This is a genomic window from Archangium violaceum (assembly GCF_016887565.1).
Taxonomy (GTDB): Bacteria; Myxococcota; Myxococcia; order Myxococcales; family Myxococcaceae; genus Archangium; species Archangium violaceum_B.
The window spans coordinates 5,779,281-5,801,147 of record NZ_CP069396.1; the positions used below are offsets into that span (position 1 = coordinate 5,779,281).

At 65.2% G+C, this 21,867-nt stretch carries 12 protein-coding genes, 4 tRNA genes and 3 rRNA genes; 15 read left to right on the forward strand and 4 right to left on the reverse strand.

What is annotated here, in order from left to right; genetic code table 11:
- The first annotated feature begins 15 nt into the window (after positions 1 to 15).
- The 7 genes from JRI60_RS23635 (at position 16) to rrf (ending at position 9,927) form a co-directional block, all read left to right on the forward strand.
- Positions 16 to 2,154 (forward strand): hypothetical protein, encoded by a 2,139-nt coding sequence (locus JRI60_RS23635; protein ID WP_204228156.1) that lies wholly within the window; start codon positions 16 to 18, stop codon positions 2,152 to 2,154.
- 195 nt (positions 2,155 to 2,349) lie between these two features.
- Entirely contained in the window at positions 2,350 to 3,534 is a 1,185-nt protein-coding gene (locus JRI60_RS23640) for a glycosyltransferase family 2 protein (protein ID WP_204228157.1), read from the forward strand.
- Positions 3,535 to 4,490: 956 nt separating this feature from the next.
- Positions 4,491 to 6,026 (forward strand): 16S ribosomal RNA (locus tag JRI60_RS23645).
- A 183-nt stretch (positions 6,027 to 6,209) separates the two neighbouring features.
- Positions 6,210 to 6,286, forward strand: a tRNA-Ile gene (locus JRI60_RS23650).
- A 68-nt stretch (positions 6,287 to 6,354) separates the two neighbouring features.
- A tRNA-Ala gene (locus JRI60_RS23655) sits at positions 6,355 to 6,427 on the forward strand.
- A gap of 247 nt (positions 6,428 to 6,674) precedes the next feature.
- Positions 6,675 to 9,642: ribosomal RNA gene (locus tag JRI60_RS23660) — 23S ribosomal RNA — on the forward strand.
- A 168-nt stretch (positions 9,643 to 9,810) separates the two neighbouring features.
- Positions 9,811 to 9,927, forward strand: a 5S ribosomal RNA gene (gene rrf / locus JRI60_RS23665).
- Together the 16S, 23S and 5S rRNA genes with 2 tRNA genes alongside form the textbook arrangement of a ribosomal RNA operon.
- An 86-nt stretch (positions 9,928 to 10,013) precedes the next feature.
- Here rrf and JRI60_RS23670 read toward each other — a convergent pair.
- Positions 10,014 to 11,333: an MEDS domain-containing protein gene (locus JRI60_RS23670; RefSeq protein WP_239470690.1), complete on the reverse strand. Its 1,320-nt coding sequence runs from the start codon at positions 11,331 to 11,333 to the stop codon at positions 10,014 to 10,016.
- A 302-nt stretch (positions 11,334 to 11,635) separates the two neighbouring features.
- Complete coding sequence (locus tag JRI60_RS23675; RefSeq protein WP_204228158.1) at positions 11,636 to 12,385, reverse strand: CHAP domain-containing protein; 750 nt, start codon at positions 12,383 to 12,385, stop codon at positions 11,636 to 11,638.
- A 135-nt stretch (positions 12,386 to 12,520) separates the two neighbouring features.
- On the opposite strand from JRI60_RS23675, the gene JRI60_RS23680 reads away from it, so the two are divergent.
- The 8 genes from JRI60_RS23680 to JRI60_RS23715 all read left to right on the forward strand — a co-directional run bounded on the left by JRI60_RS23680 (position 12,521) and on the right by JRI60_RS23715 (position 19,413).
- A complete protein-coding gene (locus JRI60_RS23680) occupies positions 12,521 to 14,209 on the forward strand; it encodes a HEAT repeat domain-containing protein (protein ID WP_204228159.1) in 1,689 nt (562 codons plus the stop codon).
- Positions 14,210 to 14,278: 69 nt separating this feature from the next.
- On the forward strand, positions 14,279 to 16,306 hold the full coding sequence (locus tag JRI60_RS23685; protein ID WP_204228160.1) for an ATP-dependent helicase: 2,028 nt from the start codon (positions 14,279 to 14,281) through the stop codon (positions 16,304 to 16,306).
- A gap of 22 nt (positions 16,307 to 16,328) precedes the next feature.
- A complete protein-coding gene (locus JRI60_RS23690) occupies positions 16,329 to 17,957 on the forward strand; it encodes an Hsp70 family protein (RefSeq protein WP_204228161.1) in 1,629 nt (542 codons plus the stop codon).
- Positions 17,958 to 17,965: 8 nt separating this feature from the next.
- Positions 17,966 to 18,391 carry an SCP2 sterol-binding domain-containing protein gene (locus tag JRI60_RS23695; RefSeq protein ID WP_204228162.1) on the forward strand — a complete coding sequence of 142 codons (426 nt, stop codon included), beginning with the start codon at positions 17,966 to 17,968 and terminating at the stop codon, positions 18,389 to 18,391.
- Between the two features lie 22 nt (positions 18,392 to 18,413).
- On the forward strand, positions 18,414 to 18,692 hold the full coding sequence (locus JRI60_RS23700; protein ID WP_204228163.1) for a hypothetical protein: 279 nt from the start codon (positions 18,414 to 18,416) through the stop codon (positions 18,690 to 18,692).
- A 52-nt stretch (positions 18,693 to 18,744) separates the two neighbouring features.
- Positions 18,745 to 18,816 (forward strand) — tRNA-Val (locus tag JRI60_RS23705).
- Positions 18,817 to 18,841: 25 nt separating this feature from the next.
- Positions 18,842 to 18,913, forward strand: a tRNA-Val gene (locus JRI60_RS23710).
- A gap of 83 nt (positions 18,914 to 18,996) precedes the next feature.
- Positions 18,997 to 19,413: a DUF4265 domain-containing protein gene (locus JRI60_RS23715; protein WP_204228164.1), complete on the forward strand. Its 417-nt coding sequence runs from the start codon at positions 18,997 to 18,999 to the stop codon at positions 19,411 to 19,413.
- A gap of 45 nt (positions 19,414 to 19,458) precedes the next feature.
- Here the strand turns inward: JRI60_RS23715 and JRI60_RS23720 are convergent, their stop codons facing one another.
- Both JRI60_RS23720 and JRI60_RS23725 read right to left on the reverse strand, forming a co-directional pair.
- Positions 19,459 to 20,451, reverse strand: coding sequence for a TerC family protein (locus JRI60_RS23720; RefSeq protein WP_204228165.1), 993 nt, complete (start codon positions 20,449 to 20,451; stop codon positions 19,459 to 19,461).
- A 45-nt stretch (positions 20,452 to 20,496) separates the two neighbouring features.
- On the reverse strand, positions 20,497 to 21,396 hold the full coding sequence (locus tag JRI60_RS23725) for a zinc metalloprotease HtpX (protein WP_204228166.1): 900 nt from the start codon (positions 21,394 to 21,396) through the stop codon (positions 20,497 to 20,499).
- Positions 21,397 to 21,867: the final 471 nt, after the last annotated feature.

The following is a 21,867-nucleotide window of genomic DNA, read 5'->3' on the forward strand; positions in this document are numbered from 1 at the left end:
TGCCCTCAGTGCTCCATGCAGTATGCGCTCGACCCCAGGCTGCTTCCGCCTGGGGGAGTGCCGGTGCAGTGCACCCGCTGTAGCCACGTCTTCATCGCCGCACCGCCGGAGCAGGCGACGCCCCAGACGACGCAGGTGTTCGGGAGTCCGGTGCCGCAGGCCGCGCCGCGTCCCGCCGCACCCCAGCCGAACCCGAACCTGGGCTCCACGCTGCTCTACGGCGGGAACAAGGGCGCCCAGCAACCGTCGGCCCAGACGACGCAGGTGTTCGGAGCGGTGCCCCAGGTGCCGCCCGTGGCGCCGGTGGCCAACAAGCCGCCGCCTGTGGCCAACAAGCCCCAGCAGGCGGGTGGGCCACCCGTTCCCACGGGGACGCAGGTGTTCGGAGCGGTACCTCAGCCGACGGGTGCGCAGCCCCAGTCGTACAGGCCGCCCTCCGCGTCGGGGACGCCTCCCTTCGGCTCCGCCGTGCCTCAGATTGCTCCTGTCGCCAGGCCCCAGGCCGGAGCCGCGCCCGCCACGTCGACGACGCAGGTCTTCGGGGCCGTGCCGCAGCAGGGGCAGGCACCGGTGGGGACTCCGCCGACCACGTCGACGACCCAGGCATTTGGCGGCGTTCCGGTTCCCGGTCCTCAGCCGGGCAGTGCCCGAGGGCCGCAGCCCGTTCCCGGTATGGCTCCGGGGTCCGAGATGACCCAGCCCTTCGGCGGCAGGCCCGGGCAGACGGCGGCGGGGCCCACCTCGCAGCCTCCGGGCCTGGTACCTCGGGCCGCGACCCAGGAGTCCTCCGTCCCCGTGAAGCCCGCGCCCGCTCCGGTGGTGGGCGTGTCCGCGTCGACGACGATCGAGCTGCCCGACGAGGTGCCGATCCCGAGGACGCCGATGCGGCCGATCGCGGAGTTGCTGGAGGAGGAGACGGGGATGTCCCTCGAGGAGATCGAGGAGCCGTCTCCGTCGCGGGGCCCGTCACCGACCGTGTCCCAGCCGCTCGAGCTTCCGCCGGAGTTGTCTTCGTTGCAGGGCGCGTCCGGCTCGACGCTGTCCAAGCCGCTCGAGTTGCCGCCAGCACTGCTCGACGAGGCCGTCGAGAGCATCGAAGCGGGAGATCGCCGCAAGCGCCCCAAGTCGGGACGTGGGGGGAGGGGTCTGCTCATCGCGGCGGGCGTGCTCGTGCTCGCGCTGACGGCGTTCCTCACCTCGCCGGCCTGGCGTTCGAAGTCCAAGGCCGTGCCGCATGCGGCGCTGGTGGCCAGGGACGAGGCGGTGGCGATGCTGCGGCGGGACGACATGGCCTCCCACCAAGAGGCTTTCTCCCGGCTGAGGTCCCTGGCGGGTGCGCACCCCGACAGCATCGAGCTGCTGGCGGAGGAGGGAGTCGCGCTCGCCACGTACATGGACGACACGCGTGTGCTGGTGGCCACGCTCCAGGCGAAGATGGCGCGTCTGCAGGAGCAGATCAGCACTCTCTCGGAGGCCCAGACTCCGGCCGACTGGCAGAGCCGGGTCAACACGATGCGTGACGAGCTGGCCGCCACGCAGCGGGAACTGACTCCGATCGAGGAGCGCGGCACGCAGCTGGCGAAGGATGCCGCGCAGGTGTTGAAGCGGTTGTCGGGGGCTCCCGAGAAGGACAAGGAGGAGGAGAAGGAGGTCGCCCTGCTGCGTCTCCGGGCCCGAGCCATGTTGAGTGGCGCCATGAGTGTGAACGAGACGCTCAATCTGGCGGTGCAGCTGGCTCAGGCGGGGCAGCAGGACTGGAGCACGCTGGCGCTGGCCGTGTATGTGCTCAACAACCCCACCGCCTCGCCGAACCAGGTGTCTGAGACCATCACCGCGCTGGAGCGCATGCGCGAGTCGGACAAGACCTTCCTGCGGGCTTACGTGCTGGGGGCGCGGATTGCCCTGATGCGCCAGCAGCCGGCGGCCGCTCTGCCGTTGCTGGACACCGTCATCACCCTCAACCCCAAGCACGAGCTGGCCCAGAAGCTCCACGCATACGCTCAGGCGCTGGTGGATAAGGAACACGAGCCCGCTCCCCCCACACCGGCGCCTACACCCGCTCCGGAGTCGGCTTCCACGACACCCGAGGCCGCTCCGACGACGCCCGAGGCCGCTCCGACGACGCCCGAGGCCGAGGCCTCTCCCACGCCCTGACCCGGGGTGTGCATTTCGGGTCCTTCCGAGGGGAAAAAAGTTCCCACTCTCGAGCGGCGCGCCTCATTCAGGAGGCCGCCGATCAGAGACAGCCCTTCGGGGCCGTCATGGGAGGACCCATGGCGTGTCTCTTGCTTGCCCATGCCCCCGAGTAGCACGTGTCAACGCGTATCGAGGGGCGGGGAGGCAGGGGTGATGGCGGAGCTGGTGTTCTGGTGTGCCGCGGTGCTGCTGGTGCACACGTACTTTCTGTACCCGGTGTTCCTGTTCGCCCTGGATGGGGCGGCGCAGGTGCTGCACAACGTACGCTACATGCGCTCGGGGGCGAGCCGGCGTCGGGGTGAGCGGCCGGGCGAGCTGCCGCGGGTGAGCCTGGTGGTGGCGGCCTACAACGAGGCGAGCTGCATCGAGGAGAAGCTGCGCAACAGCCTGGCGTTGGACTATCCGGCGAATCGCTTCGAGGTGTTGATCGGCTCGGACGGCTCGACGGACGGGACGGATGAGCGGGTGCTGCGGTGCACGGACGAGCGGGTGCGGCTGTCGGCGGCGCCTCGTGGGGGGAAGACGTCGGTGCTGAACCGGTGCATCCCGGTGGCGAAGGGGGACATCGTGTTGCTGTCGGACGCCAACACGATGATCGAGCCGGAGGCGGTGAAGCGGCTGGTGCGGCACTTCGAGGACCCCGAGGTGGGGGCGGTGTGCGGGCAGCTGCGGCTCTTCAACCCGACGAAGGCCGAGTACGAGGAGAGCACGTACTGGACCTACGAGTCGCTCATCAAGTTCTACGAGGGAAAGCGCGGGGCGGTGGTGGGGGCGAACGGGGGGCTGTACGCCATCCGCCGCTCGCTGTTCAACGCGCTGCCGCCGGCGACGATCGTGGACGACTTCGTGATTCCGCTGCGCATCCTGGAGAAGGGCTACAAGGTGGTCTACGAGCCCGAGGCGGTGGCGCACGAGGAGACGACGGAGGACTACGGGAAGGAGTTCGGGCGGAGGGCGCGCATCGCGGCGGGTAACTTCCAGAGCCTGCGGATGGTGCCGGGGCTGCTGTCGCCGCTGGCGGGCTTCCCGGCGTTCGCCTTCTGGTCGCACAAGCTGCTGCGCTGGTGCGCGCCGGTGCTGATGGCCCTGGCGCTGGTGGCGAACCTCTTCCTGTTGCACAGCCCGCTCTATCGGCTGACGCTGGCGGGGCAGGTGCTGTTCTACGGGCTGGCGTTCCTGGGGAAGAAGGGGCTGCTGAAGGGAACGGCCCGGCGCGTGGCGTCGGTGGCCTACTACTTCGTCACCATGAACCTGGCGATCGTGGTCGGCTTCTGGCGCTTCCTGCGCAACACCCAGCGCGCCGCATGGGATCGCACGGCGCGCGCTCCGTCCTCCTAGTCCGGGAACGACGTACCGAGCGCTTGCTCGTCTCGCGCTGAGCGGGGCGGCAAGCGCTCCGCCATTTTCTCCATCTCTCCGTGTGAGCGAGGGAAGAGGGCGTTGACGAAGGCCGTTGACACCCAACGCGGCGGTGATAGAAGCCGCGCCCCCTCGGACGGGAAGGCGATGCCGCAACGGCGGCGGAGCTCCCGGACGGGTTGAAAGACGGAATAAGGAGTCGACGAAGCGGAGTTGACTCTCGACGCGGCGGTGGTAGAAGCCGCCTCCCTCCGAAACGGCGGAAGTCGCATTGGCGACAAAAGCCAGGTCGGTGGGAAGAGAGGGTCGACGAAGGTGGTTGACTCCTCTGGGACCGCGAGATAGAAGCCGCGCCCCTCGGACGGACAGGCGAAGTCGCACTGGCGACGGAGTCCCCCGGACGAAGCAGTGACAGATGAAATACGAAGTCGACGAAGCGAGTTGACTCCCAACGCGGTGGTGGTAGAAGCCGCCTCCCTCCGAAACGGCGAAAGCCGAGTCGGCGGGAAGAAGAGAGTCGACGAAGCGAGTTGACACGGGATGCGGAAGCGAAGTAGGTTCCGCGCCCCTCCTCGAAAAGGAAGAAACAAAGCGCTCCGGCGCGATGTTACCTCCCAATGAGGCGAAGCGGTGAAGCGGAGTGGCAACGGCCACTTGACAGAAAAGCCGCCTCGAAATAAAGAATGCGGCCCCGAGGTTGAATGGGGTGCAGCTGAGAAGCACACGGTAGCAAAAAGTCGCGGCAACGACAAGCGACTCGGTCTTTGAAAACCAAATAGCAAGCCCAAGAAGACAGATTGCGGAAACCGCAGTCAATTCTAAGCGGTACCCCGAAGCGAGTCGGCGTGAGTCGATTCCAGGGGTACCTTGAACAGCGAAGTCGGGTGTCCCTTAGCCGGGCCCTGACGGATGCCGGTTCTAAATTCTTCAAATTTCAATTGGAGAGTTTGATCCTGGCTCAGAACGAACGCTGGCGGCGTGCCTAACACATGCAAGTCGAGCGCGAATGGAGCAATCCTAGTAGAGCGGCGCACGGGTGCGTAACACGTGGATAATCTGCCTGGGTGTCTGGGATAACCAGTCGAAAGATTGGCTAATACCGGATAAGCCCCCGGGAGCTTCGGCTCCTGAGGGAAAAGGTGGCCTCTGTATACAAGCTATCACATCCAGATGAGTCCGCGGCCCATCAGCTAGTTGGCGGGGTAATGGCCCACCAAGGCGACGACGGGTAGCTGGTCTGAGAGGACGATCAGCCACACTGGAACTGAGACACGGTCCAGACTCCTACGGGAGGCAGCAGTGGGGAATTTTGCGCAATGGGCGAAAGCCTGACGCAGCAACGCCGCGTGTGTGATGAAGGTCTTCGGATTGTAAAGCACTTTCGACCGGGACGAAAACCCTCTAGCTAACACCTAGGGGCTTGACGGTACCGGGAGAAGAAGCACCGGCTAACTCTGTGCCAGCAGCCGCGGTAATACAGAGGGTGCAAGCGTTGTTCGGAATTATTGGGCGTAAAGCGCGTGTAGGCGGCTTTGCAAGTCGGGTGTGAAAGCCCTCAGCTCAACTGAGGAAGTGCGCCCGAAACTGCAGAGCTTGAGTGCCGGAGAGGGTGGCGGAATTCCCCAAGTAGAGGTGAAATTCGTAGATATGGGGAGGAACACCGGTGGCGAAGGCGGCCACCTGGACGGTAACTGACGCTGAGACGCGAAAGCGTGGGGAGCAAACAGGATTAGATACCCTGGTAGTCCACGCCGTAAACGATGAGAACTAGGTGTCGTGGGTGTTGACCCCCGCGGTGCCGTAGCTAACGCATTAAGTTCTCCGCCTGGGAAGTACGGTCGCAAGACTAAAACTCAAAGGAATTGACGGGGGCCCGCACAAGCGGTGGAGCATGTGGTTTAATTCGACGCAACGCGCAGAACCTTACCTGGTCTTGACATCCTTGGAATCCTTCAGAGATGAGGGAGTGCCCGCAAGGGAACCAAGAGACAGGTGCTGCATGGCTGTCGTCAGCTCGTGTCGTGAGATGTTGGGTTAAGTCCCGCAACGAGCGCAACCCTCGCCTTTAGTTGCCGCGCAAGCGGATCTCTAGAGGGACTGCCGGTGTTAAACCGGAGGAAGGTGGGGATGACGTCAAGTCCTCATGGCCTTTATGACCAGGGCTACACACGTGCTACAATGGCCGGTACAACGCGTCGCCAACTCGCGAGAGGGAGCTAATCGCATAAAACCGGTCTCAGTTCAGATTGGAGTCTGCAACTCGACTCCATGAAGGCGGAATCGCTAGTAATCGCGGATCAGCACGCCGCGGTGAATACGTTCCCGGGCCTTGTACACACCGCCCGTCACACCATGGGAGTCGATTGCTCCAGAAGTCATCCCACCAAGGGGTGCCCAAGGAGTGGTCGGTAACTGGGGTGAAGTCGTAACAAGGTAGCCGTAGGGGAACCTGCGGCTGGATCACCTCCTTTCTAAGGAGACCGGGTGCACGGTCAGCGCTTCGGCGCGACAGGGTGCACCAGCCACTTCGGTGGCCTAGGTCGACCAGGTCAACGTTTCGCAGTCTGTCAGGGCTTGCTGTTTGGTTTTGAGGGACCGAGTCCATGCGGCTCGGCTCTTTGAAAGAGAAGTAGCTGTTTCGGGACTCACCAACTGGGCCTATAGCTCAGCTGGCTAGAGCGCACGCCTGATAAGCGTGAGGTCGGTGGTTCAAGTCCACCTAGGCCCACCAGTTCCCCATCGGGGGAGACTGGGTGACGCGATGACGGCCGGCAGGTGCAAACCCAAGACGAACTTTCCGGGGCTGTAGCTCAGCTGGGAGAGCGCTAGCTTTGCAAGCTAGATGTCGTCGGTTCGATCCCGATCAGCTCCACAAGTTTTCCAATCACTGGATTGGAAGCGTTCTTTGACAAGTGCATACGAAGGGTAGAATTCAATTTCTGCTGAGAAGTTCTAAGCACCCGTGGAAGGTGTGACTGAGCCGAGAGGCCAGGTGCACTGGAAGCGAGGTGACTCAAGCAAGAAGTCTTCTTCCGGGTCCGCAGCGAAGAGCTGGGGCCTGGACCTTGGTCTCGAGATTCAGAATCCCGCCGGGAGGCGGGCTTGCGAGAGATTAAGGTAAGTAAGCTACTAAGGGCGTGCGGTGGATGCCTAGGTGCCAAGAGGCGAAGAAGGACGTGGGTGGCTGCGAAAAGCTCCGGGGAGTTGCCAACCGAACGTTGAGCCGGAGATGTCCGAATGGGGAAACCCCATGCGAGGAAACTCGTATGACCTCGGCCTGAATACATAGGGCCGAAGGAGCGAACCAGGGGAAGTGAAACATCTCAGTACCCTGAGGAAAAGAAAACAATGAGTGATTCCCAGAGTAGTGGCGAGCGAAATGGGAACAGCCTAAACCGGTGTCACGCAAGTGGCACCGGGGTTGCGGGTCCGCGGTAGGACCTTTGCTGGTTAGCGGAAGCACCTGGAAAGGTGCACCAAAGAGCGTGACAGTCGCGTACGCGAAAACTAGCGGAGGCCGAGCGGGGTACCCAAGTAGGGCGGGACACGTGCAATCCTGCCTGAATCTGCCGGGACCATCCGGTAAGGCTAAATACTCCTTGGCGACCGATAGTGAACAAGTACCGCGAGGGAAAGGTGAAAAGAACCCCTGTGAGGGGAGTCAAAAGAACCTGAAACCGCATGTCTACAAGCAGTCCGAGCACTACGTCGCAAGACAGTGCGAGGGCGTACCTTTTGCATCATGATTCGGCGACTTAATGTACGTAGCGAGGCTAAGCCGATAGGTGGAGCCGGAGCGAAAGCGAGTCCGAAACGGGCGATTCAGTTGCGTGCATTATAACCCGAAGCGGGGTGATCTACACATGGCCAGGTTGAAGTGAGGGTAACACCTCATGGAGGACCGAACTCATGAAAGTTGAAAATTTCTGGGATGAGCTGTGTGTAGGGGTGAAAGGCCAATCAAACTCCGTGATAGCTGGTTCTCCCCGAAAGATATTTAGGTATCGTCTTGGGTAATTCAATACCGGAGGTAGAGCACTGGAACGGCTAGGGGTCTCACCAGATTACCAAACCGTACCAAACTCCGAATGCCGGTAATTGTTATCCCGGGAAGCAGTCAGTGGGTGATAACGTCCATTGGCAAGAGGGGAATAACCCAGACCGACAGCTAAGGCCCCCAAGTCTAGTCTAAGTGAACACTAGAAAGGATGTGGCAGGTCATTGACAACCAGGAGGTTGGCTTAGAAGCAGCCATCCTTTAAAGAAAGCGTAATAGCTCACTGGTCGAGACAGGCCGCGCCGAAAATGTAACGGGGCTCAAGACTAGCGCCGAAGCTTCGGATTGCATGCGTCAGGCGCATGCAGTGGTAGGGGAGCGTTGCAACGACTGCGAAGCTAGACCGCAAGGGCTGGTGGAGTTGTTGCGAGTGCTGATGCCGAAATGAGTAGCGATAAAGGGGGTGGGAAACCCCCTCGCCGTAAACCCAAGGTTTCCTGGGTCAAGTTAATCTTCCCAGGGTTAGCCGGGACCTAAGCCGAGGCCGAAAGGCGTAGGTGATGGCAAGCAGGTTAATATTCCTGCGCCATCTTGTAGACGTTGAACCGAGGAAGGACGGAGAAAGCTAGGCGAGCTGGCCGGTGGTTGTGCCAGTCCAAAGGCGTAGGGGTGTCGCGTACGATGAAAAGGCGCGGCAGCTATCCCCGAGACCCGACGGCGCCCCGCAAGGGGTTAGTTGCTGATGCTCGGCTTCCAAGAAAAGTTCCGCGGGGAGTCTACAGGGTGTCCGTACCGCAAACCGACACAGGTGGGTGAGGAGAAAATCCTAAGGCGCTTGAGAGAACTCTCCTCCAAGGAACTAGGCAAATTTCCACCGTAACTTCGGAAGAAGGTGGGCCTCTGGTAGGTGAAGGCGTACAGCTGGAGCCGAGAGAGGTTGCAGAGAAATGGCGGTAGCGACTGTTTACCAAAAACACAGGACTCTGCGAAGGCACGAAGCCGACGTATAGGGTCTGACTCCTGCCCGGTGCTGGAAGGTTAAGGGGATTCGTCAGCCGCAAGGCGAAGCGATGATCCGAAGCCCCAGTAAACGGCGGCCGTAACTATAACGGTCCTAAGGTAGCGAAATTCCTTGTCGGGTAAGTTCCGACCTGCACGAATGGAGTAACGACTTCCGCACTGTCTCGGAGAGGGACTCAGCGAAATTGAAATAGCTGTGCCGATGCAGTTTACCCGCAGCAAGACGGAAAGACCCCGTGAACCTTTACTACAACTTGACAGTGACACTAGGGTTCGACTGTGTAGGATAGGTGGGAGCCTTTGAAGCCGGGCCGCTAGGTTCGGTGGAGGCAACGGTGAAATACCACCCTGTCGGATTCTGGTGTCTAACCATGCCCCCTCAACGGGAGCTGGGACACTGTCTGGTGGGTAGTTTGACTGGGGCGGTCGCCTCCCAAAACGTAACGGAGGCGCGCGATGGTTCCCTCAGCCCGATTGGAAACCGGGCGGCGAGTGCAATGGCATAAGGGAGCTTGACTGCGAGACAGACATGTCGAGCAGGTGCGAAAGCAGGTCATAGTGATCCGGTGGTCCTGAATGGAAGGGCCATCGCTCAACGGATAAAAGGTACTCCGGGGATAACAGGCTTATCTCCCCCAAGAGTTCACATCGACGGGGAGGTTTGGCACCTCGATGTCGGCTCATCGCATCCTGGGGCTGGAGCAGGTCCCAAGGGTTTGGCTGTTCGCCAATTAAAGCGGTACGCGAGCTGGGTTCAAAACGTCGTGAGACAGTTTGGTCCCTATCTGCTGTGGGCGTAGGATACTTGAGAGGCTCTGACCTTAGTACGAGAGGACCGGGTTGGAGACACCGCTGGTGTACCAGTTGTCTCGCCAGAGGCATCGCTGGGTAGCCATGTGTCGATTGGATAACCGCTGAAAGCATCTAAGCGGGAAACCGACCTCAAGACCAGGTATCCCGGGCGCAAGCCCCAGAAGACCCGTCGAAGACTACGACGTTGATAGGCCGGGTGTGTAAGCGTGGTAACACGTTGAGCTAACCGGTACTAATTGGTCGAGCGGCTTACTATACCTCAATCTCTGGCAGGCTCCCCGGTGTAAACCGGAGGGAGTCTGGAGATTCGAGGCCGAGGTCGAGGCCCCGAGCGCGCTACAAACAGCGGCGCCGGGCCCGGAAGAAGGCACAGAGCTTTTCAGCAGGAATTGAAACTACCCTTTGTATGTACGAGTCACATGTTTTCCGGTGGCAATGTCGGAGGGGTCCCACCCGTTCCCATCCCGAACACGGAAGTTAAGCCCTCCAGAGCCGATGGTACTCCGCGGGAAACCGCGCGGGAGAGTAGGTCGCTGCCGGATTTTTTTTGAAGGCCCCGAGTCCTCACATCACGTGAGAACTCGGGGCCTTCGCCTTTGCGGGCTCCAGGGGTTTCCCCCCAGACGCCTTATCGCTCCTGGCTGACCGAGCAGGGGAGCGAGACGGTGAAGGTGGCACCCTGGCCCAGCTGGGAGTCCACCCGAATGGTGCCTCGCATCGCCTCCACCAGCATGCGGCTGATGTAGAGGCCCAGCCCCAGACCGCCGTAGTGCTGCGCGGGCGCCGTCCGTGCGAACTTGCGGAACAGTCGGCTCCGCGCTTCCGGGGAGATTCCCATGCCCTGGTCCGTCACCTCCAAGGTGACGCACTCGCCACTCCGTTGGACCCGGAGCTGGATGGGTTTGCCCGCGCCATACTTGATGGCGTTGGACAGGAGGTTGACCACGATCTGGTCCACCCGCAGGGGATCCCAACAGCCCAGCGTTTCTCCCTCCACCTCCACCCGGACCTCGCAGCCCGCGCGCGCGAAGTCCGGCTCGAGTCGCTCCACCGCCTCGCGCACCAGCGTGGCCAGGTCCATCTGCTGGAAGTCCAGGTGGAGCTGCCCGCTATCCAGCGTCGTCACGTCCAGCAGGCTGCCGTTGAGCGTGTTGAGCCGCAGCAGCTGGCGCTCCATGGTCTGGAGCTTGGGCGTCAGCCGGTGGGCCACCTCCCCGTCGGCGCTGGTCACCGCCGATTTCACCAGCTCGAGCTGCAGTCGGAGCGAGGTGAGCGGCGTCTTGAGCTCGTGCGACGCCAGGGAGAGGAATTCGTCGCGGGCGCGCACCGCCGCGAGCGCATCCTGCTCGGCTCGCGCTCGCTCCTGGAGTGCCGCCTCGAGCGCGGCCGTGCGCTCCATGACGCGCCGCTCGAGCTGAGCGTTGAGCCGGCGCAGTTCCTCCTTGGCGATCTTCAGGGATGCGCTCTCCAAGACCTCCCACTCGCCCTCACGCCGCGCCACCGCGAACTGGTGGTTGCGCACCACATCGAGGATGCCCATCGGCTCGCAGCGGTGCAGGCAGTAGCTGCACATGGCGACGATCTCGTGCTGGTGGAAGGTCGCGTTCACCGTGGCCTCGTAATCGGCGAAGTCCTTCCAGTCCTTCGACTCGAGCCAGAAGGTGTTGCCGGTGAGGCGAAGCCCGGCGCGTCCGTGCGCCCGCGCCTGTTCCTTGCGGTCGATCCACCCCTGGAGGACGCCCGCGGCATCCGTGTCGCCGCTGCGCAGGTACCATTCCCGGTGATCGAGGATGTCGATACGGCCCTCCTCGAAATACATCTCCAGTCGCGGCACGGCGTTGCGCAACGCGGTCTTGGCGTCCTCCACCCCGAAGGGCTCGGAGGTGATCCACAGGCACTGCTCGTTGTGCTCGAGGCCCGCCTTGAAGAACGGGACCAGTGAGTCCACCAGATCTTCCGCCGTCGAGTAGAAGTTGCAGAAATGACTTCCCCACGGGATGGCACCGATCGCGGGAATACCACTCGGGGTCAGTGCTTGCGCATGCACGTGGAAGATCCTCTCGGGGCTGACGATGCGGGCTGCTTTCCCTCACGTACCGCACCGAGGCCGGCAACTCCGGATGTACTTCGAACAACTGCGGAACAACCAACGTGACAGGATGTCCATGACGTCCAACAACGCACATTGGTGACGCCTGCCTCCTGGGTGTCCGGCCGGGCTCCCTGGCGCGCTCCTCCTCGAATGAGGGTCTACCTCCGGGCCACCGCCGTGGGGCTCGGCTCGGGAAGCACGGACCCGAACGCGGCGAAGAGCTGTCCGGTGAGGACGGGCGCCTTGCCAGCGCCGGGCGCTCGCAGCATGTCGTTCAGCACTTCTCCGGTGCGCGGGTCCCTCTGGAGGCCCGGCTTCGCCAGGTTCATCCGGTAGCGCACCACGCCCCGCTTCACCCGGTGGATGACGACCACGGTGCCATCGTCCTCGATGCCGTCCACCAGCCCCACGTGAGTGAGCCCATCGTTGCGCCGCCCGTCGCGGTTCTGGTCATACGTCTCACGGAAGAACACCAGGTCGCCCGGCCTCGGCTGGCCCCGGGTGTACACGCGCCCATGCGCCTTCGCGTACCGGTAGAGCGCGGTGACCCCGTTGTCCCCAGACAGGCCCTCGCCCCGAAACGAGACGCCAGCCTGGGCGTACACGGCTTCGACGAAGCCGGTGCAGTCGTCCGGCCACGTGCGCCCGGCGAGCTTCACCCGTCGGCTTCCCACGAGCTCTCGCGCGACGGTGAGCACGTCCTGGCGGCGGGCAGCGGGCGGGGGAGGGCGCACCTGCTTGCGAGGGGCGGACGAGGAGGCGACCTCGCTCAGCGGCGCCCGGGGCGCGGCGGCGGGTGTCAGCGGGCTGTAGCGGTAGCTGGAGGCCAGCACCCGTCCGCCCAGGGGCGCGCCGGTGGCGCATCCCGTCATCACCACCAGTCCCGCGAGCAACACGCAGAGCCTCATGACGCGACCTCCCTGTAGCGATTCCACGAGACGGATGGTCCGGTCCAATGGGTATGTAGTCAAAAAAACCACCCAGCCGGGCGGACACGGTGGCTCGGGTTTTTCACCGGGGGACGTGGTGGTAATGCTGCGGCGATGCGCAAGCTCCGAGCCCTCTCCCTGTTGCTGCTGCTGACCGGTTGTGGTGCGCCCCGGGCGTACCAACGGGCCAGGGACGCGGACACGCTGGAGGCCTATCGCGCGTTCCTCCGCGAGTACCCGGTGGGGGACGAGGCCGAGGCGGTGGAGGTGCGCGTCACCGAGCTCGAGTTCGAGGAGGCCTCGAAGCTGCACACGGTCGTGGCCTACAAGCGCTTCCTGGAGGCGCACCCGGATGAGCCGCAGTCCCGTGCGGCCCGGGCCCTGCTCGAGGGACTGCGCTTCAACGCGGCCAAGGAGGCGGGGACGGCGGCGGCGCTGCGGCAATTCCTCCGGGACCATCCGGACGGGGCGCAGCACGAGGAGGCTCGACGGCTGCTGAAGGAGGCGGAGCTGAAGGAGCTGTCCTCGACGAAGGATACCCAGCAGCTCCGGGCCTACCTGCAGGAGGCTCCGGACGATCCCCGGCGGTTGCAGGTGGAGTCGCGGCTGGACGACGAGACCTTCGCGCGGGCCGAGACGGCGGGGGCCGCGCAGCTCTTCGCCTACCTGCGGGATTTCCCGGCGGGGCGGTACCGGGAGCAGGCGAAGGTGAGACTGTTGGCGCTCGAGGTGGAGGGGCTCCTCGTCTCCGGGCTCCTGGATGAAGCGGCGGGGCGTGTGGCGGGGCACCCGCTGGGGGCGAAGCTCGAGGACTTCCCCTCGCGCCTGGCCCGGGCCCGCGCCGAGCGCGTGGCGCTCCTGAATCCCGAGCCGCTGGTCCAGTTCACGCAAGTGGGGCACTACCTGCGGAGCATCGACGATCTGCGGCGCGCGCTCGTGGCGCCAGACCCGATGGACCGGTGGCAGGCGGCGGAGGAGCTGGGCCAGCACGTCTCGGTGAAGGCGCTGGAGCCGCTGGTGGAGGCGTTGCGCTCGGGACGCAACCCGCTCGTGCGGCAGCGGGCCCTGGCGAGCCTCCAGACGGTGTTGCGCGCCCTTCCGAAGCCGGTGGCGGACTACGAGGTGGCCGTGCGGTTGGAGTCGCTGCGCGAGAAGGCGGGCAGCCCGGAGCTGTACCTGACGATGGCGGCGCTGCTGGACCTCTCGGGTCGGATGGGCGAGGCGACCGCCGAGTACCAGCGGGCCTTCGTTCCGGAGGATCCGGATCCGGTGGTGCTGCGGCGCTGGGTGCAGATTCGCGAGGAGCGGCGCCAGTCCTTCTCGGCGGCGGTGGCGGCCCGGCAGCTCTCGCTGTGGTCGCTGCGGGTGGCGCGCGAGGAGTCCATCTCCCCCGAGGGTGGCGTCCCCCTGGCGGCGGCGCGGCAGCTGTGCGCGGCGGTGGAGAATGCCCGCTTCGCGTCGGAGACCATCTCCCGGGCCCGGAAGGCGAACACCGAGTTCCCCGAGGACCTCGACAGCTTCGCGGTCACGGCGGCCGAGGCGCTGAAGCTGGCGGAGGCGCGGCTGGCGGACGCGGAGCTGCTGCTGCGCGAGAAGACGCCCGGGGCTCGCACATGCGGAGACGACGCGGTCCGCGAGCGCCTGGAGAGCGCCGTGTCCCAGCGCCGTGACGCGCTGCGCTCGGTGGGAACGAAGCTGCCTCGGCTCGCGCCCCTGTTGCTCGGAGTGGCGCGGGAGCGGGATCCTTCCCCGGAGGTCCGTGCCGAGGCCTCCACGCAACTGTCGGCGCTCGGGACCCCCTGAACGGATCTTCCCCGTCCGGCGAACCCACCGGATCCGACAGGTCAGACCGACCAGTAGAGTGAGTCGCCCATGGCCACCCGTACGTACACGCTGAAGGCCGCGACGGCGTCCCACTCGCCGCGCATCGATTACGAGCAGCTGCTCAACGAGGAGCAGCTGCGAGCGGTGGAAGCGGGGGAGGGGCCGGTGCTGGTCATCGCGGGGGCGGGCTCGGGCAAGACGCGCACCCTGACGTTCCGGGTGGCTCGGCTCCTGGAGCGCGGGACTCCCCCCGAGGGCGTGTTGCTGCTCACCTTCACCAACAAGGCCGCGCGGGAGATGACGCGGCGGGTCGAGGAGCTGGCCGGCTCCTTCGCGGACGTGGGGAAGCTGCTCGGCGGCACCTTCCACCACGCGGCCCACGTGCTGCTGCGCCAGCATGCCGGGGCGCTCGGCTTCTCGCGCGACTTCACCGTGCTGGACCGCGAGGACGCGCGCGACCTGATGTCCTCCTGCATCGCCGAGCGCAAGCTGCCTCGGGAGCGGCGCTTCCCCAGGGCCGAGGTGGTGTTGGATCTCGTCTCCATGGCCGCCAACCTGCAACGCTCGGTGGCCGAGGTGCTGGTGGAGCACCGGCCCCAGTTTCTCCCGCTCCTCGAGGAGGTGCTCGCGGTCTCCCGCCGCTTCGCCGAGCGCAAGGCGCGCATGCACCTGATGGACTTCGATGATCTGCTGGTGCTGCTCAAACGCCTGCTCATCGAGCACTCCCTCCTCCGCGAGCGGCTCGTGGACCGGTTCCACTGCGTGCTCGTGGACGAGTACCAGGACACCAACCGGCTGCAGGGTGACCTCGTGGATCTGCTCGCCGGCGAGCGCCGCAACCTCACCGTGGTGGGCGACGACTGCCAGTCCATCTACAGCTTCCGCGGCGCGGACTTCACCAACATCATCGACTTCCCCCAGCGCCATCCCGGCTGCGCCATCTACCACCTCACCCGCAACTACCGCTCGACACCGGAGATCCTCCGGCTGGCCAACGCCTCCATCTCGCTCAACCAGCGCCAGTTCCCCAAGCAGCTCATCTCCTCGCGTCCCCCGGGGCCGGTGCCAGTGCTGGTCCCCACCCTGGACGTGGACCAGCAGGCCTCCTTCGTGGCCCAACGCGTGCTCGAGCTGCGTGACACGGGCGTGCCCCTCGAGCAGATGGCCGTGCTGTACCGCGCGCACAGCCATTCCCTGGAGCTTCAACTCGAGCTCACCCGCCGGGGCATCCCCTTCCGGGTGCGCTCGGGCGTGCGCTTCTTCGAGCAGATCCACGTCAAGGACGTGCTCGCCCACCTCCGGCTCGCCGCCAACCCGCGCGACGAGCTCGCCCTCAAGCGGATCGTCAAGCTGGTGCCTGGCATTGGTCCCGCCAGGGCCGAGTCCCTCTGGGAGGCGCTGATCGCCCTTCCTCCCGAGCTGTCCCTGGTGGAGGCCCTCTCCCGTCCGGAGATCCAATCCCAGGTGCCTCGCAAGGCCCTGCCCGGCCTCGAACGGCTCAGCCGCCTCCTGGAGCGGCTGACTCAACCAGGGTCAATTCCGACCCCGGGACAGATGATCCAGGACGTGCTGGCGGGTGGCTACGGCGAGTACCTGCGGACCGGGTTCCCCGAGGAGGAGCGGCGGGAGGACGACATCCGCCAGCTGGCCGAGTTCGCCGCGCGCTTCGAGGACCTGCCGCGCTTCCTGTCGCAGATCGCCCTGGTGGCCGAGTTCTCGGCCCGGGAGGCCACCGGCGAGGCTCCGGACGAGAGCCTCACGCTCTCCACCATCCACCAATCCAAGGGTCTGGAATGGCGGGTGGTCTTCGTCATCTCCCTGGCGGAGGGCCGCTTCCCGTTCCCGGGCGCCGCCAGTACCCCAGACGAAGAGGAGGAGGAACGCCGGCTGTTCTACGTGGCCGCCACCCGAGCCAGGGATGAGCTGGCGTTGACGTACCCTATCTCGGCGGTTCTCCGAGCGGGAGAGCGGGCGATCCTCCGGCTTTCCCGTTTCATCGAGGAACTACCGGCAGGCGAGGAGGCGCCTTATGACCGGTTGATCCTGGAGACGAGAACTGAGCAAGACGCCTCCTGACGTGATACAGAGTAGGACTCCAATGGCGGACAGACCTCGCATCATCGGGATTGATCTGGGTACGACCAACACTCTGGTCGCGTCCGTGAAGAACCGCATCCCGAAGATCGTCCCCACGGACCGCGGCAATCTGATCCTCCCCTCCGTGGTGGCACTCTCCGCCAAGGGTGACCTGCTGGTCGGCGGCGTGGCCAAGGACCAGATGGTCACCAACCCGAAGAACACGCTCTACGGGACCAAGCGACTCATCGGCCGCAAGTACCAGTCCAAGGTCGTCGATGACCTGAAGGGTTACTTCAAGTACGACATCGTCGAGGGCGCCGACGGGGAAGCGGCGGTGATGCTGGGCGGCAAGGTGTACTCGCTGCCCGAGGTGTCCAGCTTCATCCTCAAGCAGCTCAAGACAATCGCCGAGCAGTTCCTCGGGGGCCCCATCGACGAGGCCGTCATCTCCGTGCCGGCGTACTACACGGACAGCCAGCGCCAGGCGGTGAAAGAGGCCGGCAAGCTGGCTGGCTTCAACGTCAAGCGCATCGTCAACGAGCCCACCGCGGCCGCGCTGGCCTATGGCTTCAACCGCGGGCTGGATCAGAAGATCCTCGTCTACGACCTGGGCGGCGGCACCTTCGACGTCTCGGTGCTCCACCTGACGGGCAACGTCTTCGAGGTGCTGGCCACCGGCGGCGATACCTTCCTGGGCGGTGTCGACTTCGACAACCGGGTGATGGACTACGTGCTGGAGAAGTTCTGGGAGGAGACCCGGATCGATCTCTCGCAGAGCCCCATCGCCATGCAGCGCATCAAGAACGCGGCCGAGGCGGCGAAGATCGATCTCACGCTCATTCCCAACGTGGTCATCGACCTGCCCTACATCGAGGAGCGCAAGGGCAAGCCGATCGACCTGCGCATCCCGCTCACGCGCGAGAACCTCAACGCGCTCACCATGGACCTGGTCGATCGCACGTTCGAGATCTGCGACCGGGTGCTGGCGGAGAAGGGCATCAGCCGCTCGGAGATCGACGAGATCATCCTCGTGGGCGGGCAGAGCCGCATGCCCCTGGTGCAGCAGCGCATCCAGGAGCACTTCGGCAAGCCGCCTCGCAAGGGCGTGCACCCGGACGAGTGCGTGGCCCTGGGCGCGGCGCTCCTGGCCGACTCGCTGGGGACCATCGACTCGGTGACGCTGCTGGACGCGGTGTCCATGCCCATCGGCTACGCGCTGCCCAACGGGCGCGTGCGCCGGGTCATCGAGAAGAACTCCCTCATCCCGCTGGTGAAGAGCTTCCGGTTGCCACCGCCGAAGGAGCCCGGCGCGCCCTTCATCGAGATGGACATCTTCCAGGGCGACAGCGACCTGATGGTGGACAACGAGTACCTGGGCACCCTGAAGGTGCCGGCCGAGTCGGCGGGGCGGAAGATCGACTTCCGGCTCAACGAGGAGTGTCTGCTGCAGGTGATCGTCGAGGAGCCCAGTGGCCCCCGGCGCATCGAGCTGGCCACCCGGGACACCCCGGAGCTGCTCAAGAAGGAACTGGCCCGGTTGGCCGAGGAGAAGGCCCAGAAGGCCGAGCAGGCGGCGGCCTCGCCGTCATCCCAGCAGGAGGGCAGCGGACTGTTCTCCAGCATCAAGAGCATCTTCCGTAGGGGGTAGCGGGCGGCATGGCGACGTTCCCGTCCAAGCAGTGGTGTGAGGAGGCGGTACGGCTGGTGAACGAGGATCCGGAGCGCTCGCTGGCCGCCCAGGGCTGGGTGGGTGAGATCGGGATCATCGTCGACGCCGAGCCGGGCAAGCTGCCGCGCCCCTTCGTGGTGCACGTGGTGCCGCGCGACGCCCGGATCGAGAAGCTCCGGGTGCTGGATGATCCGGACGACCTGGACGAGCTCGAGCCGGCCTACCTGGCCCGGGCGCCGTACACGGTGTGGAAGGAGCTGCTCAAGGGCAGCCTGGATCCCGTGGAGGCGGTGCTCCGGCGGCGCATCGCGGTGAAGGGCGACTTGCAGCAGCTCATCGAGCGCTTGAGGTTCAAGGGCATCGCGGATCGCGTCTTCGCCCAGTTGAAGACGGAGTACCTGGACGAGCAGTGAAGCCAGTGGGGGGCAGGCCATCATGGGCATCCGGCAGGACTTGAAGAAGCAGGCGTTGGGCATGTCGCAGCTGGCGATGGAGAAGCTCATGGCCGACGAGAAGCGGGCCATGACCATCGCCCAGGCGCTCGGCTCCGTGCAGCGGGGCAAGCAGGCGCTGGACCGGGGCCAGGAGGAGCTGATGCGGGTGCTCAGCTTCGCGCCCCGGAGCGACTTCAAGGCCGTGGGCAAGAAGCTCTCGGGCCTCAAGCGCCGGCTGCGCGAGCTGGACGAGAAACTGGAAGAAATCTCGCGACAATAGGCGTTGACAGGGGGGCATCGCGGGTGGCATTTACCCGCCCGTCGCTTCGTCGGGGCGCATAGCTCAGCGGTAGAGCACTGCCTTCACACGGCAGGGGTCCCAGGTTCGAATCCTGGTGCGCCCACTCCTACGAAAGTCGATGTGCAGTCGGGCGCATAGCTCAGCGGTAGAGCACTGCCTTCACACGGCAGGGGTCCCAGGTTCGAATCCTGGTGCGCCCACACAGACGAGAGGCCGTGAGTTCGGGGACAATCCCAGGGCTCACGGCCTTTCGCTTTTCCGGGCCCCAGGAGGATTCGAGACGATGAGTCAGGTGAAGCTGCGCGTTCCGGGTGAGTCGAAGGAAGAGGTGCTGTCCGTGCAGGAGCTCGGACCCAACCGCTACCGGCTGCTGAGCGCGCCGCTGTGGGTGCCCGGCCTGGCCGCCGAGGACGAGTTCGAGCTCAGCGACGCGGAGCCCCGGGGCTTCCGCATCCTGAAGTCGGGCGGAAACCTGTGCATCTGGTTCCGCATGCCGCCCGAGGTGGCGGAGAAGCACGAGCTGGTGGTGGACGCGCTGGATGGGGGGCTGGAGTGGATCGGCGGGCGGCTGGACGGCAAGGCCGGCTCGGCCTTCTCCTTCACGCTCGCGGCCTCCGTGGACCGGCCCGTCTATGCCAAGGCCTTCGATGGGGCCGTGGCCCGGGTGCCGGGCTCGAGCTGGAAGATCAGCAACGTCTGACAGATGCGACGACGCCGGGGAGCACGGGCCCCCCGGCGCCGGGTGCTACTCGGCGGCGGGTGCCGGCTCGCTGCGTGAAGACACCGCCTTACCCGAGGCGGCCTGGAGCCGCTCCTGGGCCCGCGCCTTCATCAGCGAGGCCACGATGGAGCCACCCAGCAGCAGGGTGATGACACCCAGCGAGAGCGCGGGCGGCACCTTCACCACGTCCACCAGCGCCATCTTCGCGCCCACGAACACCAGCACCGCGGACAGACCCACCTTCAGGTAGGAGAACTTCTCCACCGCTCCCGCCAGCACGAAGAAGAGCGAGCGCAGGCCGAGGATGGCGAAGATGTTCGAGGTGAAGACGAGGAACGGATCCGTCGTCACCGCGAAGATGGCCGGGATGGAGTCGAGCGCGAAGAGCACGTCCGTCAGCTCCACCAGCACCAGCGACATGAGCAGCGGCGTGGCCAGCTTCCGGCCGTTCTCCAGCGTGAAGAAGCGGTCCCCATCGAAGCGATTCGTGGAGGGGATGATCCGCCGCGCCGCCTTCATGACGAAGCCGTCCTCCGGATGCTCCTCCTTGTTGCGCTGCAGGAAGAGCTTCACACCCGTGAGGATGAGGAAGGCGCCGAAGACGTAGATGAGCCAGTGGAAGCGCTCGAGCATCGCCACGCCCGCGAAGATCATCGCCGCGCGCAACACCAGCGCGCTCAGGATGCCCCAGAACAGCACCCGGTGCTGGTACAGCGAGGGAATCCTCAACGCCGAGAAGATGACGACGAAGACGAAGATGTTGTCGATCGAGAGCGACTTCTCGATGAGGTAGCCGGTGAGGAACTGCACGGCCGGCGTGGCGCCGAACTTCCACCAGATGCCCAGGTTGAATACCAGCGCCAGCGAGATCCACACCCCGCTCCACGTCAGCGCTTCCTTGAACTTCACCTCGTGCGTCTTGCGGTGGAACACTCCCAGGTCCAGCGCCAGCATCAACAGCACGAACGCGATGAACCCCCCCCAGAGGAGGGGGCTTCCTATGCTCTGCGTTTCCATATGTCTGGGGTTCCCTCTCTAGGGTTCGAAGGGGTTGAAACGTCGTTACTGGGGGAAGGGCAGGGCGCCGCTCCAGCCCCGGTTGCCGGTGGACATCCGCGCGGCCTGCTCCCGCAGCCTGCGCACGCGCTCCTCGGTGCGCGGGTGCGTCGAGAAGAGCGACAGGATGCTCTGCATGCCCGCGAAGGGGCTCACGATGAACAGGCTCGCGGTGGCGGGCCGCCCCTCCACCGGCATCGCCATGGCCCCGGCCTCCAGCTTCTGCAGCGCGCGCGCCAGCGCCTCCGGATCCCCGGAGATCTCCCCGCCCGACTGGTCCGCCAGGTACTCGCGCGAACGCGAGATGCCCATCTGGATGAGCGTGGCCGCGATGGGCGCCACCAGCGCCAGCGCCAGCGCCTGGATCGGCGACAGGCCCTCGTCCCCGTCCTCGTCACGGCCCGTCACCATCGAGCCGAAGAAGCCCACCGCGTGCGCCAGGTACGTCACCGCCGAGGCCACCGCGGCCGCGATCGTGGACACCAGGATGTCCCGGTTCTTGATGTGCGCCAGCTCGTGCGCCAGCACCCCGCGCAGCTCCCGCTCGTCGAGCACCTCCAGGATGCCCGCCGTCACCGCCACCACGCCATGCTCCGGGTTGCGGCCCGTGGCGAAGGCGTTGGGCTGCGCCTCGTTCATCAGGAAGACGCGGGGCTTGGGAATGCCCGCCCGCTGCGACAGCTCCTCCACCATGCGGTGCAGTCCAGGCGCCTGCTGGGGGCTCACCTCCTGCGCCCCGTGCATGCTCAGCACCAGCTTGTCCGAGAAGAAATACGCCCCGACGTTCATCGCCAGCGACAGCACCAGCGCGCCGATGAGGTATCCCTTGCCCAGCGCTCCGCCGATACCGATGAGCACCACGGACAGCACGCCGAGCAACAGCAGCGTCTTGATCTGGTTCTTCATGCCTCATGAATTAAGAGGCCGCTGATACTTAGGCAAATAGGTAATCGGGATGCATTCCTTCGTAAAAACCGAAGTCACGCGAGCGCTCGTCCCTCGCGCCTGATGCGCGGGCGGGCGGGTTCGGGCCTCGTACCCCAGGGCGGGATGGAGGACTGTCGCCCTCTGTTTCAGAGGCTTCGCGCCGGCGGACTCCGAATGTCCACCGGGCTTCCTCTCAGATGGAGACAGCCTCGTTGATCCGATTCCGATTCCTTTCCGCCCTCTGCTCTCCCTTCCTCCTGCTCGCGGTCGCCGGCTGTGACGCACCGGGGCAGGGGATGGAGACCCAGACGCCTCCCGGTATGAATGACGGGAGCGCGGGCGGGGACCTGCCGGTCGACCCATCGGCCGGACTTCCCGCTTCCCCTCCGGAAGCGACCGCTCCAACGCCTGAGTCCACTCCCGAGCCGACGCCACAGTCCCCTGCGCAAA

Excerpts from the sequence above, each read along its gene's own strand:
- JRI60_RS23635 (WP_204228156.1), top strand. The coding sequence starts at position 16 with ATGCAGTATGCGCTCGACCCCAGGCTGCTTCCGCCTGGGGGAGTGCCG.
- JRI60_RS23640 (WP_204228157.1), top strand. The coding sequence starts at position 2,350 with ATGGCGGAGCTGGTGTTCTGGTGTGCCGCGGTGCTGCTGGTGCACACG.
- JRI60_RS23675 (WP_204228158.1), bottom strand. The coding sequence starts at position 12,385 with ATGAGGCTCTGCGTGTTGCTCGCGGGACTGGTGGTGATGACGGGATGC.
- JRI60_RS23680 (WP_204228159.1), top strand. The coding sequence starts at position 12,521 with ATGCGCAAGCTCCGAGCCCTCTCCCTGTTGCTGCTGCTGACCGGTTGT.
- JRI60_RS23685 (WP_204228160.1), top strand. The coding sequence starts at position 14,279 with ATGGCCACCCGTACGTACACGCTGAAGGCCGCGACGGCGTCCCACTCG.
- JRI60_RS23690 (WP_204228161.1), top strand. The coding sequence starts at position 16,329 with ATGGCGGACAGACCTCGCATCATCGGGATTGATCTGGGTACGACCAAC.
- JRI60_RS23695 (WP_204228162.1), top strand. The coding sequence starts at position 17,966 with ATGGCGACGTTCCCGTCCAAGCAGTGGTGTGAGGAGGCGGTACGGCTG.
- JRI60_RS23700 (WP_204228163.1), top strand. The coding sequence starts at position 18,414 with ATGGGCATCCGGCAGGACTTGAAGAAGCAGGCGTTGGGCATGTCGCAG.
- JRI60_RS23715 (WP_204228164.1), top strand. The coding sequence starts at position 18,997 with ATGAGTCAGGTGAAGCTGCGCGTTCCGGGTGAGTCGAAGGAAGAGGTG.
- JRI60_RS23720 (WP_204228165.1), bottom strand. The coding sequence starts at position 20,451 with ATGGAAACGCAGAGCATAGGAAGCCCCCTCCTCTGGGGGGGGTTCATC.
- JRI60_RS23725 (WP_204228166.1), bottom strand. The coding sequence starts at position 21,396 with ATGAAGAACCAGATCAAGACGCTGCTGTTGCTCGGCGTGCTGTCCGTG.